This is a genomic window from Stenotrophomonas maltophilia group sp. msm1 (assembly GCF_032025805.1).
GTDB lineage: Bacteria > Pseudomonadota > Gammaproteobacteria > Xanthomonadales > Xanthomonadaceae > Stenotrophomonas > Stenotrophomonas hibiscicola.
Genome location: NZ_JAVSKH010000004.1, coordinates 1 through 18,551 on the forward strand (window position 1 = coordinate 1; position 18,551 = coordinate 18,551).

The 18,551-nt window shown below is 65.8% G+C and carries 14 protein-coding genes, 1 tRNA gene and 1 pseudogene; 13 read left to right on the plus strand and 3 right to left on the minus strand.

All coding sequences use genetic code 11. The features are described 5' to 3' along the window. Positions 1–146: 146 nt before the first annotated feature. From folP to ROV95_RS17095, 12 genes are all read left to right on the plus strand, one after another. Complete coding sequence (folP, locus tag ROV95_RS17040) at positions 147–1,043, plus strand: dihydropteroate synthase (protein WP_134729569.1); 897 nt, start codon at positions 147–149, stop codon at positions 1,041–1,043. Next, on the plus strand, positions 1,043–1,996 hold the full coding sequence (miaA, locus tag ROV95_RS17045; protein WP_164145216.1) for a tRNA (adenosine(37)-N6)-dimethylallyltransferase MiaA: 954 nt from the start codon (positions 1,043–1,045) through the stop codon (positions 1,994–1,996). Before folP ends, miaA begins: the two co-directional genes overlap by 1 nt. A 96-nt stretch (positions 1,997–2,092) precedes the next feature. Then, entirely contained in the window at positions 2,093–2,368 is a 276-nt protein-coding gene (gene hfq, locus ROV95_RS17050; protein WP_004152891.1) for an RNA chaperone Hfq, read from the plus strand. 14 nt (positions 2,369–2,382) lie between these two features. Beyond that, positions 2,383–3,693 carry a ribosome rescue GTPase HflX gene (gene hflX, locus ROV95_RS17055; RefSeq protein WP_005412934.1) on the plus strand — a complete coding sequence of 437 codons (1,311 nt, stop codon included), beginning with the start codon at positions 2,383–2,385 and terminating at the stop codon, positions 3,691–3,693. A 119-nt stretch (positions 3,694–3,812) separates the two neighbouring features. Beyond that, a complete protein-coding gene (locus tag ROV95_RS17060; protein WP_005409020.1) occupies positions 3,813–4,307 on the plus strand; it encodes a nicotinamide-nucleotide amidohydrolase family protein in 495 nt (164 codons plus the stop codon). Positions 4,308–4,341: 34 nt separating this feature from the next. Next, positions 4,342–6,024, plus strand: coding sequence for a 2-polyprenylphenol 6-hydroxylase (gene ubiB / locus ROV95_RS17065; protein WP_312545813.1), 1,683 nt, complete (start codon positions 4,342–4,344; stop codon positions 6,022–6,024). A 210-nt stretch (positions 6,025–6,234) separates the two neighbouring features. Beyond that, the gene (lexA, locus tag ROV95_RS17070) at positions 6,235–6,870 is read left to right on the plus strand and encodes a transcriptional repressor LexA (protein WP_312545440.1); all 636 of its coding nucleotides are present in this window, start codon (positions 6,235–6,237) and stop codon (positions 6,868–6,870) included. A gap of 204 nt (positions 6,871–7,074) precedes the next feature. Then, positions 7,075–8,112 (plus strand): recombinase RecA, encoded by a 1,038-nt coding sequence (gene recA / locus ROV95_RS17075; protein ID WP_026346904.1) that lies wholly within the window; start codon positions 7,075–7,077, stop codon positions 8,110–8,112. Between the two features lie 110 nt (positions 8,113–8,222). Next, positions 8,223–8,714 (plus strand): recombination regulator RecX, encoded by a 492-nt coding sequence (gene recX, locus ROV95_RS17080; RefSeq protein WP_262212462.1) that lies wholly within the window; start codon positions 8,223–8,225, stop codon positions 8,712–8,714. 109 nt (positions 8,715–8,823) lie between these two features. Beyond that, positions 8,824–11,472: an alanine--tRNA ligase gene (gene alaS, locus ROV95_RS17085; protein ID WP_312545443.1), complete on the plus strand. Its 2,649-nt coding sequence runs from the start codon at positions 8,824–8,826 to the stop codon at positions 11,470–11,472. A 147-nt stretch (positions 11,473–11,619) separates the two neighbouring features. Then, entirely contained in the window at positions 11,620–11,823 is a 204-nt protein-coding gene (gene csrA, locus ROV95_RS17090; RefSeq protein WP_004152909.1) for a carbon storage regulator CsrA, read from the plus strand. 78 nt (positions 11,824–11,901) lie between these two features. Then, a tRNA-Ser gene (locus ROV95_RS17095) sits at positions 11,902–11,994 on the plus strand. Between the two features lie 95 nt (positions 11,995–12,089). Here ROV95_RS17095 and ROV95_RS17100 read toward each other — a convergent pair. Both ROV95_RS17100 and ROV95_RS17105 read right to left on the minus strand, forming a co-directional pair. Then, the gene (locus ROV95_RS17100; RefSeq protein WP_312545445.1) at positions 12,090–12,545 is read right to left on the minus strand and encodes a DUF4189 domain-containing protein; all 456 of its coding nucleotides are present in this window, start codon (positions 12,543–12,545) and stop codon (positions 12,090–12,092) included. A 114-nt stretch (positions 12,546–12,659) separates the two neighbouring features. Next, the gene (locus ROV95_RS17105) at positions 12,660–14,990 is read right to left on the minus strand and encodes a TonB-dependent receptor (protein ID WP_312545447.1); all 2,331 of its coding nucleotides are present in this window, start codon (positions 14,988–14,990) and stop codon (positions 12,660–12,662) included. A 221-nt stretch (positions 14,991–15,211) separates the two neighbouring features. Here ROV95_RS17105 and ROV95_RS17110 point away from each other — a divergent pair, with 221 nt between their 5' ends. Further along, entirely contained in the window at positions 15,212–15,694 is a 483-nt protein-coding gene (locus ROV95_RS17110; protein WP_019658860.1) for a hypothetical protein, read from the plus strand. A gap of 51 nt (positions 15,695–15,745) precedes the next feature. Here ROV95_RS17110 and aceE read toward each other — a convergent pair. Next, positions 15,746–18,419, minus strand: a pseudogene (gene aceE / locus ROV95_RS17115) (pyruvate dehydrogenase (acetyl-transferring), homodimeric type). Positions 18,420–18,551 lie beyond the last annotated feature (132 nt).

The window sequence follows — 18,551 nt, forward strand, 5'->3', positions numbered from 1 at the left end:
GCCCCCGCAACCGGACCCACCCCGCCTACCCTCAGGAAACCAGCCTCTGCTGTTGCTTGGGCTTTTGCTGTGGCCGTTGCCTCTGCGGGTGCAGGGCGCAGCCCTGCCGAACTAAACTACCTGCCGTCGTCCCAGCAGGATTGCCCATGTTCGATACCTCGCCCCAGCTCGATTGCGCCGGCCGCATCCTGCGCCTCGACCGTGCCCGGGTCATGGGCATCGTCAACGTCACCCCGGACTCGTTCTCCGATGGCGGCGCGCACGACACCACCGAGGCCGCGGTCGCACATGGCCTCAAGCTGGTCGAGGAGGGCGCGGACCTGCTGGACATCGGCGGCGAATCGACCCGCCCGGGCGCCGCGCCGGTCTCGATTGAACAAGAGCTGCGCCGGGTGATTCCGGTGATCGAGCAGCTGGCCGCACGCACCCGGGTGCCGATCAGCATCGACACCTTCAAGCCGGAAGTGATGCGCGCGGCGGTGGCGGCTGGCGCCGGCATGATCAATGACATCTACGGCCTGCGTCAGCAAGGGGCGCTGGACGCCGCCGCTGCAACCGGCGTGCCGGTGGTGCTGATGCACATGCAGGGCGAGCCGGGCCACATGCAGGCCGATCCACATTACGACGATGTGGTCGCCGAGGTGCACGGTTTCCTGGTCCAGCGCCTGTTCGCTGCCGAGATGGCGGGCATTGCGAAGAAGAACCTGCTGATCGATCTCGGTTTCGGTTTCGGCAAGACTACTGCCCACAACATGACCCTGCTGGCACGCTCCGAGCGGTTCCTGGAGCTGGGCGTGCCGATGCTGGCTGGCCTGTCGCGCAAGCGCAGCCTGGGCGAACTGACCGGTCGCGACACGCCGTCCGAGCGCGTGGCCGCCTCGTTGGCTGCGCACCTGATCGCGGTGCAGCGTGGCGCACGCATCGTGCGCGTGCATGACGTGGCCGCCACCGTCGATGCGCTGAAGATCTGGCAGGCCGTCGAGGCCGTGCCAACGCCGCGCGCCGACGCCACGCCGACGATCCGCTGGCCGGACGAAGACTGATGGACATCGACCGGCGGCCACTGGCGATCGCCGTGATGGGGCCGACCGCCAGTGGCAAGACCGCCACCGCGATCGCCCTTGCGAAGCAGCTGGATGGCGAGATCGTCAGCGTCGATTCGGCGCTGGTCTATCGGCATCTGGATATCGGCTCGGCCAAGCCGAATGCGGCCGAGCGGGCGCAGGCGCCGCACCATCTGCTGGACCTGCGCGATCCGTGGCAGACCTATTCGGCGGCCGAGTTCGCCGCCGATGCCGGCCGCGTCGTGGCCGACATCGTGGCACGCGGCAAAACGCCGATCCTGGCAGGTGGCACGGGGCTGTACTTCCGGGCCCTGCTGCAGGGCCTGTCGCCGATGCCGGAGGCCGACCCGGTGATGCGCGAAGCACTCAGCACCGAGGCGGCCGAGCGGGGCTGGGCGGCACTGCACGCCGAGCTGGCCAAGGTCGACCCCGCCGCCGCCGCACGTATCCATGCCACCGACCCGCAACGCATCCAGCGGGCGCTGGAGGTCTATCGCCTCACCGGCACGCCGATCAGTGAATGGCAGCGCCGGCCGGGCGTCGCGCCGTTGCCGGTGCGCACCCTCAAGCTGATCCTCGCCCCGCGTGACCGCGCGGTACTGCACCAGCGCATCGAGGCGCGCTTCGACGCCATGCTGGCGCAGGGCTTCCTGGACGAGGTGCGGGCATTGCGTGCAATGCCGGAAATGACCGCCGTGGCGGCGCCGCTGGACCTGCCCGCGGTGCGCGCGGTTGGCTATCGCCAGGCTTGGGAATACCTGGACGGGGAGGGCGATGCTGCCCGTTTCCGTGACAAGGCCATCTTCGCCACCCGGCAGCTGGCCAAGCGCCAGCTGACCTGGCTGCGCGGCGAGCTTGATGCGCGCTGGTTCGACCCCCATGTCGATGGGGAGCGCCTGGCCGGCGCGGTGTCGACCTTCGTCGCACGCTGAACCCCCGCCAGCCGTGTAACATCATCGGTCGGCGGGCGGCTCGGGGGCCGTGGCAACCGTCGGCAACCCAATAAGAACAATAATCAGGAGTGTGCAATGTCCAAGGGGCAATCGCTGCAGGATCCTTTCTTGAACGCACTTCGGCGCGAGCGCGTGCCGGTTTCGGTGTACCTGGTCAACGGCATCAAGCTGCAGGGCACGATCGAGTCGTTCGACCAGTTCGTGGTCCTGCTGCGCAACACGGTCAGTCAGATGGTCTACAAGCACGCCATTTCCACGGTCGTTCCGGCACGTAACGTGAAGGTCGGTCCGGGCGGTGGTTACGTGCAGTCCGGTGAAGGTGGTCAGGCAGGTGATGAAGCAGACGAGTAAGACCGGAGCGGTGAATGTTTGACCGCTCGAAAAAGGGCGAACACGCCCTCTTGATCCAGCCCCATTTCGGCAAGCTGGAAGACGATGTGCTGGAAGAATTCGGTGATCTGGCCCGCTCGGCTGGGGCCAGCATCGCCGCGACGATCACTGCGCGCCTGGACCGACCGAATCCGTCGACCCTGATCGGCAGCGGCAAGCTGGACGAGATCAAGGCTGCAGCCGACGCCAGCGGTGCCGACCTGATCCTGGTCAATCATGCGTTGAGCCCGGGCCAGGAGCGCAACCTGGAACGGTTCCTGGAGCGCCGGGTGATCGACCGTACCGGCCTGATCCTGGATATCTTCGCCCAGCGTGCGCACAGCCACGAGGGCAAGCTGCAGGTCGAGCTGGCGCAGCTGCGGCATCTGGCCACGCGGCTGGTGCGCGGCTGGACCCACCTGGAGCGCCAGCGCGGTGGTTCAATTGGCCTGCGCGGCCCGGGTGAAACCCAGCTGGAAACCGACCGCCGCCTGCTGCAGAAGCGGGTCGAGCAGTTGCAGAAGCGCCTGGAAAAGGTGGAAGTGCAGCGCACCCAGATGCGTCGTGCGCGTGTGCGCAGCGAGCTGCCCCGTGTGGCACTGGTGGGCTACACCAACGCCGGCAAGTCGACCCTGTTCAACGCCATGACCGGCGCCGAGGCCTATGCCGCCGACCAGCTGTTCGCCACGCTGGATCCGACCGTGCGCCGCATCGCGGTGCCGGGCGGCAACGTGGTGCTGGCCGACACCGTTGGCTTCGTCCGCGACCTGCCGCATGACCTGGTCGCTGCGTTCCGCTCGACCCTGTCCGAGGCGCGCGAGGCCGATTTCCTGCTGCACGTGGTCGATGCTGCCGACCCGCACCGCGAGGAGCGCATCGCCCAGGTGGACGAAGTGCTGACCGCAGTCGGTGCCGGCGATCTGCCGCAGCTGCTGGTGTTCAACAAGATCGACCGCATTGACGGCGCCGACGTGCGCCACGACGGCCAGGACGGTATCCCGGACGAATCGCGTCGCGAGCGGGTGTGGATTTCCGCGCGTGACGGTCAGGGCTTGGAGCTGTTGCAGGCGGTGCTGGGCAAGCGCCTGGGCCTGCAGCATGTCACCGGCGAACTGCGTCTTCCCCCGGATGCAGGCCGCCTGCGCGCGCGCCTGCACCAGCTGGAGGTGATCCGCAGCGAGCAGGCCGATGAGGATGGTTGGCTGCTGCAGGTCGACCTGCCGATCGCCGAAGCCGAAAAGCTGGCCGCCAGTGCCGATGGCGCCCCGATCCGCGCGCTGCTGCCGGAAAAACTGCCGGAGTGGTGAGGTAGCGACCGGTGCCCGGTAGTGCCGGCCGCTGGCCGGCAACGCAACCGTGCCGGAGGGGCGCGACATCCGCCTGTCATCTGCGGTACAACGTGGTTCTTCACCCCACCGTCATGCCGATGTCCATCCCCACCGACGCCGATCTCAATGCCCAGTCCGCCGCGCTCGGGCAGCGCCTGCAGCAGGCCTCGCTGCAGCTGGTGACCGCCGAAAGCTGCAGTGGTGGCTGGATCGCCAAGTGCATGACCGACATTGCCGGCTCGTCGGCGTTCTTCGACTGCGGCATGGTGGTCTACAGCTACGAAGCCAAGCAGCGCCTGCTCGGCGTGCGCGCGCAGACCCTGGAGCAGTTCGGTGCGGTCAGCCGCGAAACCGTGCTGGAAATGGTCTCCGGCGCGCTGGTCAATTCCGGTGCCGGCATCGCCGTGGCGGTGACCGGCATTGCCGGCCCCGGTGGCGGGAGCCCGGACAAGCCGGTCGGCAGTGTCTGGATTGGCTGGAAGCGCCGTGGCGGCTATGCCCGCGCCGAGCTGTTCCAGTTCGATGGCGACCGCGAAGCCATCCGCCGGCAAACCGTGGCGGCGGCATTGCGCGGTATCGACGCCCAGCTGTGACATGCTGCTCCGGTAATCGTCCGGAGCACGCATGATGTGGGAGACGCTGGGTACTGTCCGTGACCTGGGCCGACTGCAGGAAATCGCCGTCGTCCTGATCCGCTATGGCTTCGGCGACGTGGTGCGGCGCATCGGCTTGGCCACCACGCTGGAGCGGGCAGGGCGCCTGCTGCACTGGAACGAGGACCGCCAGGAACTGCTGCGGATGACCGCACCGGTGCGCGTGCGCAGTGCGATGCAGGATCTCGGCCCGACCTTCGTCAAGCTCGGCCAGGTGCTGGCGACGCGCGTTGACCTGCTGCCGCCGGAATGGATCGCTGAACTGTCCGAACTGCAGAACGCGGTGCCGGCGCTGCCGTACGCGGATATCCGCGAGCAGCTCGAAGCCGACCTTGGCGCCTCGCCGACGGAGGTGTTCGCCTTCCTCGATGAAACCCCGATGGCCGCCGCCTCGCTGGCGCAGGCCCATCGCGCCCGGCTCCACGATGGCCGTGAGGTGGTGCTGAAAATCCGGCGGCCCGGCATCCGCGATGTGGTCGAGGCCGATCTGCGGCTGCTGGCCCGCCTGGCCGAGATTGTCGAGGCGCGGCTGCCGGACCTGCGCCGCTATCGTCCGGCCGAGGTCGTGCAGCAGTTCACCGTGTCGCTGCGACGCGAACTGGATTTCGCCGCCGAATGCCGTAACGCCGAACGCATCGCGCGCAACTTCAGCGGCCGCGACGACATCCTGATTCCCAGCGTGCACTGGCAGTGGACCTGCGAAAGCCTGAACGTGCAGGACTTCGTCGACGGCATTCCCGGCCGTCACCTTGCCGGTGTCGATGCGGCCGGGCTGGACCGCCGCGAACTGGCCCGGCGCGGCGCCGGCATCGTGTTGAAGATGGTGTTGGAGGACGGCAGCTTCCACGCGGATCCACACCCGGGCAACATCATCTACCTGCGCGACGGCCGCATCGGCGTGATCGACTTCGGCATGGTCGGCGCGCTGTCCGAGGTGCGCCGCTTCCAGGTCGCGCAGCTGCTGCACGGGCTGGTCGAGCAGGACCCGCAGGGCGTGGCCGACGTGTTGCTGGACTGGGCCGGTGGCGTGGAAGTGGACGAGAACCGGCTGCAGCACGACATCAGCCAGTTCGTCGACCAGTACCGCGGCGTGCCGCTGAAGGACCTGCGTATCGGCCTGATGCTGGGCGATATCACCCAGCTGCTGCGCAGCTACAGTCTGACGTTGCCGGCCGATCTGGCGCTGATGATCAAGGCCTTCCTGACCCTGGAAGGCATGGGCCGCCAGCTCGACCCGGATTTCGACATGGCCAGTGCCGCGCGCCCGTTCCTGGAGCGGGTAGTGCTGCAGCGCTATGCGCCCAGGGCGCTGCTCAAGCGTGGCCGCCGCAGCCTGCTGGGGCTGGTCGACTTCGCCGGTGAGCTGCCGCGCGACCTGCGCAAGCTGGTGCAGGCGGCGCGCCGCGGACGACTGCAGCTGAAGGTCGAAACCACCGCGCTGCAGGGCTTCGGCGAACAGGTGAACCGTGCGGCAAACCGGCTGGTGGTAGGCGTGATCACGGCTGCCCTGATCATCGGCTCGTCGATCGTGATGCACAGCGTCGGCGGGGTTTCCAGCCGCTGGCTGCTGGCGCTGGGCGTGTGCGGCTTCATCGGCGCCGGCTTCTGTGGTGCGTGGATCCTGTTCTCCATATGGAGGAGCGGCAAGCACACATAGTGTGCTTGCCGCAGCGGTTCCCCCATCGGAACCGTGGAATCGCTGCGCGATTCCTGTAGGGCCGACCGCTGGTCGGCTGCTCTTGCTTTTGCCTTTGCCGCCCGGCCATTGGCCCAACTGCCGAGCATGGCTCGGCACTACAGATCCCCATCACCTGTTTGTCGTACCCGGCACTTGCAGTTGTGTGCGTTAGTAGTAATACTACTAACCATGGACCTGACCGACACCCAGCAGGCGATCCTGCAGTTGATCGCCGAGCGTATCGAGAGCGAAGGCGCACCGCCCTCGCAGACTGAAATCGCACGTGCGTTCGGCTTCAAGGGCGTGCGCGCGGCCCAGTACCACCTGGAAGCCTTGGAGCAGGCCGGTGCGATCCGTCGCATCCCGGGCCAGGCCCGCGGCATCCGCCTGGTGCAGGCGCCGCCCTTCGAGAAGCTGGCCGAGCCGGGCCTGCCCGACAGTGTGCTGCGCCTGCCGGTGCTGGGCCGGGTTGCGGCCGGCCTGCCGATCGGCGCCGACATCGGCTCGGACGATTTCGTGGTGCTGGACCGGGTGTTCTTCTCGCCGGCGCCGGACTACCTGCTGAAGGTGCAGGGCGATTCGATGATCGACGAGGGCATCTTCGACGGTGACCTGATCGGTGTGCACCGCACCCGCGACGCCCATTCCGGGCAGATCGTGGTGGCGCGCATCGATGACGAGATCACGGTCAAGCTGCTGAAGATCGCCAAGGACCGCATCCGCCTGCTGCCGCGCAATCCCGATTACAAGCCGATCGAGGTGCTGCCGGACCAGGATTTCGCGATCGAGGGCCTCTATTGCGGCCTGCTGCGGCCCAACCGTTGACCCGTTCCATAGCGCATTACCCCGCGGTCTTTTGTGGCGATTCTCTGGTTCCACTGAGGTTGGTACGGATGTCCGATAATTCTTTTCAGAGCGCCGGGCAGAATCTCAGCCTGTGCGATACGTCCGACTTAAAGTGAACCCATGGCAAAGAAGACCCCCAAAGACAGCACCCCCAACGACATGACCTCTGCAAGGACCAATACGATGGACGAGAACAAGAAGCGCGCCTTGGCTGCTGCTCTGGGCCAGATCGAGAAGCAGTTCGGCAAGGGCTCGGTGATGCGCATGGGTGACCGCGTGGTCGAGCCCGTCGAAGCCATCCCGACCGGTTCGCTGATGCTCGACATCGCACTGGGCATTGGCGGTCTGCCGAAGGGCCGTGTCGTTGAGATCTACGGGCCGGAATCCTCGGGCAAGACCACCCTGACCCTGCAGGCCATCGCCGAATGCCAGAAGATGGGCGGTACCGCAGCTTTCATCGACGCCGAGCACGCGCTTGACCCGATCTATGCCGCGAAGCTGGGCGTTAACGTGGACGACCTGCTGCTGTCGCAGCCGGATACCGGTGAGCAGGCGCTGGAAATCGCCGACATGCTGGTCCGTTCGGGCTCGGTCGACATCCTGGTGGTCGACTCGGTCGCCGCACTGACCCCGAAGGCCGAAATCGAAGGCGAGATGGGTGACCAGCTGCCGGGTCTGCAGGCCCGCCTGATGAGCCAGGCGCTGCGCAAGTTGACCGGCAACATCAAGCGCTCCAACACCCTGGTGATCTTCATCAACCAGCTGCGCATGAAGATCGGCGTGATGATGCCGGGCCAGAGCCCGGAAACCACCACGGGCGGCAACGCGCTGAAGTTCTATGCCTCGGTCCGCCTGGACATCCGCCGTATCGGCGCGATCAAGAAGGGTGACGAGATCATCGGCAACCAGACCAAGATCAAGGTGGTCAAGAACAAGCTGGCGCCTCCGTTCAAGCAGGTCATCACTGAGATCCTGTACGGCGAAGGCATCAGCCGCGAGGGCGAACTGATCGACATGGGCGTGGATGCCAAGCTGGTCGAAAAGGCCGGCGCCTGGTACAGCTACGGTGAAGAACGCATCGGCCAGGGCAAGGACAACGCCCGCGGCTACCTGCGCGACAACCCGACCGTCGCTGCAAAGCTCGAGGCAGAACTGCGCGAGAAGTTCCAGCCGGCCGAAGCGGCCCGCGAAGATGGTGACGACGAAGGCGACGACGAGTAAGGCTTGCTGTGGGGCAGGGCGGCGCCGTCAGTGACGTCGCCCTGTCCCGCAGGTTCGAATCGCCCATGGATGGGCTGGGTGCCACGGATGGCGCCACCCTTGGAGTACCCATGTCCGACGCCGAAGACATTCCGACCGGCCGCAAGCGCCGACCGCGTGAGCAGACTCCCGTGCAGCGGGCGCTGGGCCTTCTGGTCCGCCGCGAACACTCGCGCAAGGAACTCACCCGCAAGCTGACCGCCCGTGGCATTGAAGACGAAGCCGCGCAGGCCGCTGTCGCCAAGCTGACCGAGGCCGGCTGGCAGGACGACACCCGCTTCGCTGAGAATCTGGTGCGGATGCGCGCCAACACCGGCTATGGGCCGATCCATGTCCGCGCCGAGCTTGGCACCCACGGCCTGGACAGTGCCGCGATTGCCGTAGCAATGGACAGCTACGAAGGCGACTGGGAGGAAAATGCTCGCGATCTGGTCCGCAGGCGCTTTGGCGAGGCCGGCCCGCAGGACCTGGCGCAGCGGCGCAAGGCCGCCGATCTGCTGGCCCGACGGGGCTTCGACGGCGACAGCATCCGCCGCGCGACCCGCTACGACCCGGATGACTGAGACTGGCGGCGCCGGGCCTGATACCCTTTAGGTTTTCGGCGGTCCCTCGCGACCCTGGCCAACGCGGCCGGTGGTCCGGGTCCGCCGGCCCGCAGACTGCCAGCCCCCAATGAACGCATCCGCCAAATTCACGACTTCCCAGATCCGCAGCGATTTCCTTGAATTCTTCAAGGGCAAAGGCCACACCATCGTGCCGTCGGCGCCGCTGGTGCCGGGCAACGATCCGACCCTGCTGTTCACCAACTCCGGCATGGTGCAGTTCAAGGACGTGTTCCTCGGCGCGGAAAAGCGCAGCTACGTGCGCGCGGCCGATGTCCAGCGCTGCCTGCGCGCGGGCGGCAAGCACAACGATCTCGACCAGGTTGGCTACACCGCACGCCACCACACCTTCTTCGAGATGCTGGGCAACTGGTCGTTCGGCGATTACTTCAAGAAGGACGCGATCGCCTGGGCCTGGGAGCTGCTGACCCAGGTCTGGAAGCTGCCGGCCGAGCGCCTGCTGGTTACCGTGTACCAGACCGACGACGAAGCCTACGAACTGTGGCGTGACATGGTCGGTGTGCCGGAAGAGCGCATCGTGCGCATCGGCGACAACAAGGGCGCACCGTTCGCCTCGGACAACTTCTGGCAGATGGCCGACACCGGTCCGTGCGGCCCGTGCACCGAGATCTTCTATGACCACGGCGACCACATCGCCGGTGGCCCCCCGGGTTCGCCGGATGAAGACGGCGACCGCTTCATCGAAATCTGGAACCTGGTGTTCATGCAGTTCGACCGCCAGCCCGACGGCACCCTGGTGCCGCTGCCGGCGCCGTGCGTGGATACCGGCATGGGCCTGGAGCGACTGGCGGCGATCCTGCAGCACGTTCACACCAACTACGAGATCGACCTGTTCCAGGCGCTGATCCGCAAGGCCGCCGAGCTGACCGGCACCGCCGACCTGGAAAACAAGTCGCTGCGCGTGATCGCCGATCACATCCGCGCCTGTTCGTTCCTGATCGTCGATGGTGTGCTGCCGTCCAACGAAGGCCGTGGCTACGTGCTGCGCCGTATCATCCGCCGCGCCCTGCGCCACGGCTGGATGCTGGGCGTGCGGCAGCCGTTCTTCAGCAAGCTGGTGCCGACCCTGGTCGAGCAGATGGGCGAGGCCTATCCGGAACTGCCGGCGGCGGTGGACACCGTCACCCGTGCGCTGCAGGCCGAAGAAGAGCGTTTCGCCGAAACCCTCGATGCCGGCATGAAGATCTTCGAGGACGTGGCGGGCAAGGCCAGCAACGGCGTGATCCCGGGCGTTGACGCCTTCCGCCTTTACGACACCTACGGTTTCCCGCTCGACCTGACCCAGGACATCGCCCGCGAGCGCGACCTGACCGTCGACATCGCCGGCTTCGACGCCGCAATGGAGCAGCAGCGCGAGACCGCACGCGCAGCCGGCAAGTTCGGCGGCGGCGTGACCCTGCCGGCCGAGCTGGTGGCAACGCTCAGCCCGACCCTGTTCCTGGGCTATGACCGCCTGCAGGCCGACGGCCTGAGCGTGCTGGCCCTGCTCAAGGACGGCCGTCCGGTGCAGTCGGCCGATGCCGGTGATTCGGTCATCGTGATCACCAACCAGACCCCGTTCTACGCCGAATCCGGCGGCCAGGTCGGTGACACGGGCGTGCTTGCCGGCAACGGCGTGCGCCTGGTGGTGGAAGACACCCAGAAGTTCGCTGGCCAGTTCCATGGCCACGTCGGCACCCTGTCCGACGGCGGCCTGAAAGTGGGCGATGTGCTGTCCGGCCAGGTCGATGGCGAGCGCCGCGGCGCCACCATCCTCAACCACTCGGCAACGCACCTGCTGCATGCCGCCCTGCGCGAAGTGCTGGGCACCCACGTGCAGCAGAAGGGCTCGCTGGTCGCGCCGGACCGCCTGCGTTTCGACTTCTCGCACTTCCAGCCGATCAGCGCGGAAGAACTGGCGCTGATCGAGCGCAAGGTCAACCAGCAGGTACGCGCAAACAACGCGGCCGAAGTCCACAACATGGGCATGCAGGAAGCGCTGGACTTCGGCGCGATGGCCCTGTTCGGCGAGAAGTACGGCGAGCACGTGCGCGTGCTGAAGATGGGTGACTACTCCACTGAGCTGTGCGGTGGTACCCACGTCAACCGTACCGGCGACATCGGCCTGTTCAAGATCACCTCCGAGGGCGGTGTCTCGGCCGGCGTGCGCCGTATCGAGGCGGTCACCGGCCAGGGCGCCCTGGATTACGTGGACGCCGAGGAGGCCCGCCTGGCCGAAGCCGCTGAACTGCTCGGCGGCAGCGCCGCCGACGTGGTCGAGAAGATCCGTGCCCTCGGCCAGCGCCAGAAGCAGCTGGAGCGCGAACTGGAGGCCGTGAAGGCCAAGGTCGCCGCCGGCGCCACGGCCGACCTGTCCGGCCAGGCCGTCAAGGTTGCCGGCGTGAAGGTGCTGGCCGCCCGCCTGGAGGGCTTCGATGCCAAGGCCCTGCGTGACGCCATGGACCGCCTGAAGCAGCAGCTGGGCGATGCGGTGATCGTGCTGGCCGGTGCCCAGGACGGCAAGGCTGCCCTGGTTGCGGGTGTGAACGGCAGTGCAATGGGCAAGGTCAAGGCCGGGGAACTGTTGTCCCATATCGCCAGTCAGATCGGGGGCAAGGGCGGCGGACGCCCGGACCTCGCCCAGGGTGGTGGCGAGGACGGGCCCGCCCTTGCCACTGCACTGGCTGCAGTCGTCGAATGGGTCAGCCCCCGCCTGTGATGAACCTGGCCGTCCCCCTCCTTGTAGGAGCGGGACGGCTGACGGTACCATTGCGAATCTTTTCCCTTTGTCGTGGTAGCGCTTCTTGACGGAGCGTCAAGCCGGTGGGGGATACCCTTCCACACGGTTCCATGGAGACTTACAAAAATGTTGATCCTGACTCGCCGCGTCGGCGAAACCCTGATGATCGGTGACTCGGTGAGCGTCACCGTGCTTGGCGTCAAGGGTAACCAGGTGCGTATCGGCATCACCGCGCCGAAGGACGTCGCTGTGCATCGCGAAGAGATCTATCAGCGCATCCAGCGTGGTGATGAAGCTGGTGGCACCGGTAGCGAAAATTCTGCCGAATAACGCTTTACCTTCGCACTCGATTAACGTTATGATTCACGCCCCGCTGAGGTGCAACGCACCAGACGCGGAGAAAACCCCGGAGTGATGCCCGAGTGGCCGAAGGGGCTCCCCTGCTAAGGGAGTATAGGGTCAAAAGCTCTATCGAGGGTTCGAATCCCTCTCACTCCGCCAGATACAAAGAAGCGCCTGCAGATCCTCGATCTGCAGGCGTTTTTCTTTGTTCAACGCGGTAACACACGGCCGCGCCGCACGGGCGTTGTGCAGGCCTAGTGGGTGGTGCCAGCCGCGTCCTGCCCGACTTCGGGCGAGGAATAGAGCCTGGGCTCCGGCACCGCATGACCCGGATGAGCGGGCGGCGCAATGCCGCTTGGCGTTTCGCGCCAGAGAATTGCCAGTGTGCAGTCATTGGCACGTTGCCTGCACATTCTTTCCGCTTTGCGTTGTGCGGCGTCCGCCGTCTTTTCCCCAAGTGCAAAGCCCATGGCGACGGTGCCGGTAGCGATCGCCGAATATCCCACCGCGGTAGTCGTGGCAGTCTGCGCGCAGTTGCGGGACCGAACGGCGCAGTGCTGCAGTGCGCGCCGCATCGCAGTCGACAGCGTGCTGTGGTTCATGGCGTAGCCGTAGCGGCCATCGTCGTCGTAGACGATGGCGGAGGCCGCGTTGGCGCCGGATGACAGGCACAGCAACAGGCCAAGTGACAGGGGGCGCATCCAGTTCATTCCCATCTCCATTTTCTGCTGATGGTGGATCAGACCGGGTTTGAAGCGCAACGTTGCCGCCACTACGCCGAGCCCGCAGTTCATCGAACCGCGGGCGGCGCCATCGGTTGACCGTCAGAGCCTAACCGTCACCCCCACCTGGAAACCACGCCCCGGCAACGGCGCGATGTACTTCAACGGCGAGTTGTGCGGGCGTGCTTCTTCATTGAGCAGATTGCTGCCGTTGACGAACACCTCCATGCCGGCGATGTAGCTGTTGCGTACCGGCAGCTCACGGCTGACCTGCAGGTCGACCAGGTTGAAGGCATCCAGTGGCACTTCCTCGCTGACGTTGCGGCCGAGGTACTTCTGCGTGTCGTAGTAGGTGCTGGACAGCTGCGCCTTCCAACCCTCGCGTTGCCACTGCAGATTGGCGCCGTAGCGGTTGGTCGGCATGTTCGGCAGGTACTCGCCGTCGTTGTGGGCACGCAGCGAATCGGGGTGATCGGCCTTGTTCTTCACCAGGTCGGCGAAGGCGGAGATGTTCAACGTGCCATAGCGGCCAAGGTCCAGGGCCTGCGATGCGTCGATCTCGAAGCCCTTCACCGTGGTGTCGGTCTGCTTCCAGTATTTCAGCGGCAGGCGGTTGGCGGTCTGCACGCCCGAGTAACCCAGGTACAGATAGTTCTCGTACTTCATCCGATACGCGGTGGCCGACAGTTCGAACCCTCCGATATGGAACAGGCCGGTCAGCTCCAGGTTTTTCGCGCGCTCTGGCTCGAGGTTCTGGTTGCCTTCTTCCTGGGTCATCACCGAGTAGTGCGCGTTGCTCGCATACAACTCATTGATCTCCGGTGCGCGCTGCGAGGACGAGTAGCGCACCTTGGCGGCGAACAACGGACCGAGCTCGACATACGATCCCAAGCTGTAGCTGTTGAGCCGGTAGTCGCGGTCCTGCAGTTTCGTGTTGGCGGCATTGCGCGCGGTCTTGAAGCGGCTTGGTTGCAGGTCATGGTCAACGCGCTCGTGGCGCACGCCAGCGTCGAAACTGGCCCAGCCGAAGTCCAGCGTCTCCTTCAGGAACACCGCGTTGCTGCGGGTGTCGACGTCAGGCAGGTAGCGCAGCGAGCCGCTGCCGGTGACATCGCGCGACTGGTGGCTGTAACCGAGCAGGCCGCTGAGCGGACCGACACGCTGATGGCTCAACAGCAGTTCGGCCTGGGTGCTCTGGAAATCGTAGTCGTTGGCCCGGGTGGCACCCAGCCGTTCGCCCGAGGTGTTGTCCAGCTTCGAAACACGCAGTTCGGCGCGCTCGAACCACGGCAGCGGATCACGCAATAGGGCTTCCAGTGCGTAGCGTTCCTGCTCGATCACTACGCCCACCGGCAATGCGTTGGCGTAGTTGGAACCGAACGACAGGTTCTGCATCGAGAACCCGGGCACGCCGTATTCGCTGTCCTTGGCATCGATGCTGACACCCACGTAACCACGGTCGAAGAACAGGGTCGACCCGAACGCCACCTGCGAATTTCTCGCGTAGCTGTTGCCCAACCGGTGATGGTAATCGGGCGTCACGTCGTTGTTGATCTGCTTCTGCACGTACGAAGGCGTGCCGGGTACGTAGGCCGGGTTGACCGGATTGATGTAGGTGCGGCGCTGCCAGACCGAAGTCGGATTGTTGGTGTAGAAGGAGAAATCGCCGTCGGCCCAGTCCGGGTTTTCGGTCATGAACTGGTCGATGTAGGGCTGCGAGGCCTTGTTGTAGATCTGCTGGACGCGCGCCTCCTTCTGGCAGCTGTCGGCCAGCGCCGAGTTGACGCCGCCAGTGGGCGGGAACAGCGCGGCGTTGCAGACACTGGCTTTGCTATTGCCGGGGATGTCGTAGTGCGAGATGCGCTGCCGAGAGACCTGCAGGTTGGTCGAGACGTTGCGCTGGTTGTTGAAGTTCATGCGGAAGCCCTGCGCGTCCGCAGCATTGAAGCCCTTGCGCAGGACCAGTTCCATCGACTGGTCCTTGTCTTCCATGCTGCGCGAGATCAGGCCCGGATCGATCTCCACGCTGCCTCCGATCGCATTGCCGCCGTAGCGCACGGTGTCGGAGGACTTGTTGACGGTCACACTGCGTACGAACAGCGGATCGAACGGAATGTTGATGTCGCCGCTGATCGCGTTCATGCCGAGGATGGACTGGCCGTCCTGCAGGATCTGCACGCGGTTGCCGCTGAGGCTGCGGATGACCGGAGCGCCCGCGTTTGGCCCGAAGGCGCTGCTCTGCACACCGGAGACGTGTTCGAGCAGGCCGCCGAGGGTGCGGTTCTGCGCGTGTGGGTTGTCGACAGTGACCCGGGTGTCGATGCGCGAGGGCTGGGAGGCCTGGACTTGGAGGGTGGGGAGGGTGGGTTCGTCTGCGGCCTGGGCGGTGTGGACGGCGAACAGAATGGCAGCAGCAAGCAGATGGCGACGCATGACACGCTCCGTGAAGATTACGTGAAATGTTATAACGTAACTATTACGGACAACAAGGGCGTTTTGGCTCTAGTCGCGAGTCCGAACACACGGGAGGCGCGAATGAGGTTGCCGGCCGTTCAGCGCTCTGCCTTGTGCGGGGCGCCGATGCTGTGCACGATCCGGATGCTGCGCCCCACAGCGCTTCACGCAGCATCTTCTTCACGGAAACGGAGCAACGTATGAAGCTGCTGTCCGCTGTGTTGTTGTCTGCGCTTTCGCTGGCCGCCGTTCCGGCGCTGGCCGTGGAGGCTTCGCCCTCACCGCTGCTGGGACGCTGGTCGCTGGACATTGCCACCTCGGCGCTGCCCGAGGCGCAGCGCCCGAAACAGGTGGTGCTGGAATTCAAGGATGCCGGGGGTGGACGCTGGAGTTCGCACGTCGACATCGTGCTGCACGACGGCAGGACCATGAAGTCCGATGGCACGCTGTCCCTCGACGGCACGCCGGGGCCTTTGTCCGGCACCTACGGCGCGGACAAGGCCAACCTGAAACTGCCGGCGCCGAACACCCTGGTGATGCAGCTGGTGGACCACGGCACGCCGGCCTCCACCCGCATCTATACCGTGGCGGCCGACCGTACGACGATGACCGAGACCAAGGCGTTCTACGGTCACGACGGTACGCCGATCCTGCAGACCAATCTGTTCAAGCGAATACCGTAGCGGCGCCGCCTGCACCACGCCCGCACAGCGGGCGTGGTGAATGCAGCAGCCTTATACCGCGGCCGGGTCGCGCTTGCCGGCGTCGATGCCGTACCTGTCGATGGCCTCCTGCATCCGCGAGCGTTCGATGCGGCCTTCGTCGGCCAGCGACTTCAGGGCGGCCAGCACGATGAAGTGGCGATCCACTTCGAAGAACGTGCGCAGCGACTCACGCGTGTCGGAACGGCCGAAGCCATCGGTACCGAGTGCGATGAAGCGGCGGTCGTTGATGAAGGGACGTATCTGGTCGCCTACGATCTTCATGTAGTCGGTGGCCACCACCACCGGGCCATCATGGCCCTGCAGGCACTCCTGCACGTAGGGTACGCGCGGTTCCTCAGCCGGGTGCAGCAGGTTCCAGCGTTCGGCAGCCAGGCCATCGCGGCGCAGTTCGGTCAGGCTGGTCGCGCTCCAGACATCGCTGGCGATGTCCGAAGTCCTGCAGCAGCAGTTTCGCCGCGGCTTCCACCTCGCGCAGGATCGAACCGCTGCCCATCAACTGCACGCGTGGCTGCGAGGCGCTGTCGGCCGCTGCCGGATGCAGCAGATACAGGCCCTTCAGGATGCCCGCTTCCACGCCCTCCGGCAGTGCCGGCTGTGGGTAGTTCTCGTTGAGCACGGTGATGTAGTAGTAGACGTCTTCCTGCTCGACATACATGCGGCGCAGACCGTCGTGGATGATCACCGCCAGCTCGTAGTTGTAGGTCGGGTCGTAGGACACGCAGCTCGGAATCACCGACGACAGCACGTGGCTGTGGCCGTCATCGTGCTGCAGGCCTTCGCCCATCAGCGTGGTGCGGCCCGACGTGGCACCGAGCAGGAAGCCGCGGGTACGTGCATCGGCAGCGGCCCAGGCCAGGTCACCGACACGCTGCAGGCCGAACATCGAATAGAAGATGTAGAACGGAATCGTGGCCAGGCCGTGGTTGCTGTAGGCGGTGCCGGCGGCGATCCACGAACAGATCGCACCGGATTCATTGATGCCTTCCTGCAGGATCTGGCCGTCCTTGGCTTCCTTGTAATAGCTCAGCTGGCCGGCATCCTGCGGGGTATACAGCTGGCCCAGGTAGGAGTGGATGCCGATCTGGCGGAACAGGCCTTCCATGCCGAAGGTGCGCGATTCATCAGGCACGATCGGAATCACCAGCTTGCCCAGGTCCGGGTCCTTCAGCAGGCTGGTGAGGATGCGCACGAAGCCCATGGTGGTGGACTGGCCACGATCGCCGCTGCCCTGCAGCTGGGTGTTGAAGATCGACAGCGGCGGCAACGGCAGCGGATCGACCTTCGCCAGCCGCGCCGGCAGCTGGCCGCCCTGGATGCGGCGGCGCTCGGCGAAGTAGGCGGCCTCGGCGCTGCCGGGCTCCGGACGCAGATAGGGCATCTCCTCCAGCTGCTCGTCGCTGACCGGCAGGTTGAAGCGGTCGCGAAAGGCGCGCACCGCATCGGCGCTCATCTTCTTCAGCTGGTGGTTGATGTTCTGGCCTTCGCCGGCTTCGCCCATGCCGAAACCCTTGACCGTCTTGGCCAGGATCACTGTCGGCCGGCCGCGGGTGTTCACCGCCTGCTGGTAGGCAGCGAAGACCTTCTGCGGATCATGGCCGCCACGCGCCAGCGCCCAGATATCGTCGTCGCTCATGTGCGCGACCAGTTCCAGCAGCTCAGGGTAGCGGCCGAAGAAATGCTCGCGCACATAGGCACCGCTCTGCGACTTGAAGGTCTGGTAGTCACCATCCACGCATTCCATCATGCGCTGGCGCAGCAGGCCGCTGTGGTCGCGGGCCAGCAGGTCGTCCCAGCCGCTGCCCCAGATCAGCTTGATCACGTTCCAGCCGGCCGCGCGGAAGGTGCCTTCCAATTCCTGGATGACCTTGGCGTTGCCGCGCACCGGACCGTCCAGGCGCTGCAGATTGCAATTGACCACGAACACGATGTTGTCCAGCCGCTCGCGGCCGGCCAGGGAAATTGCCGCCAGCGATTCGGGCTGGTCCATTTCGCCATCGCCGAGGAAGGCCCAGACCTTGCGGCCCTGGTGCTCTTTCAGGCCGCGGTATTCCAGGTAGCGCATGTAGCGCGCCTGGTAGGCGGCGGTCAGCGGGCCCAGCCCCATTGATACGGTGGGGAACTGCCAGAACTCCGGCATCAGGCGTGGGTGTGGATACGAGGACAGGCCTTCGCGGCCGGCTTCGCGGCGGAAGTTGTCCATCCGTGCCGGATCGATGCGGCCCTCCACGTACGCGCGGCCGTAGATGCCCGGCGCGGAGTGGCCCTGGATGTAGATCATGTCGCCGTCGAAGGTGTCGGTGCGGCCACGGAAGAAGTGATCGAAGCCGACGTCGTACAGCACCGCCGCGGACTGGTAGGTGGCGATGTGGCCGCCGACGTTGGAATGCTTGCCGGCACGCAGCACCATCACCATCGCGTTCCAGCGGATCATCGCGTTCAGGCGGCGCTCGATGGCCAGGTCACCCGGGTAGGCCGGCTGGCGCTCGGGCGGGATGGTGTTGACGTAGGCGGTCCAGGCACGGGTATGCAGGTCGCCGTGCTGCCGGGCGTCCAGATCGCTCAGCTGGTCGATCAGGTAGTGCGCGCGCGGCCGGCCGCCGGCCTGCATCACCGCCTCCAGCGATTCACGCCACTCCTGGGTTTCCAGTGGATCGGTATCGAAGGGAATGAGGGCTTGGTTCATGGCTGTCTCCAGAGGGCGCCGGTCGGAGGTCTGCCTGGGCGACAACACCGGCAGGGCGCACAGCACTGGAGCGGGGTCGCAATGGCGGGCGCCGTGACGCGAAGGGCGACCGTGGCGGCCACCGAGAAGACA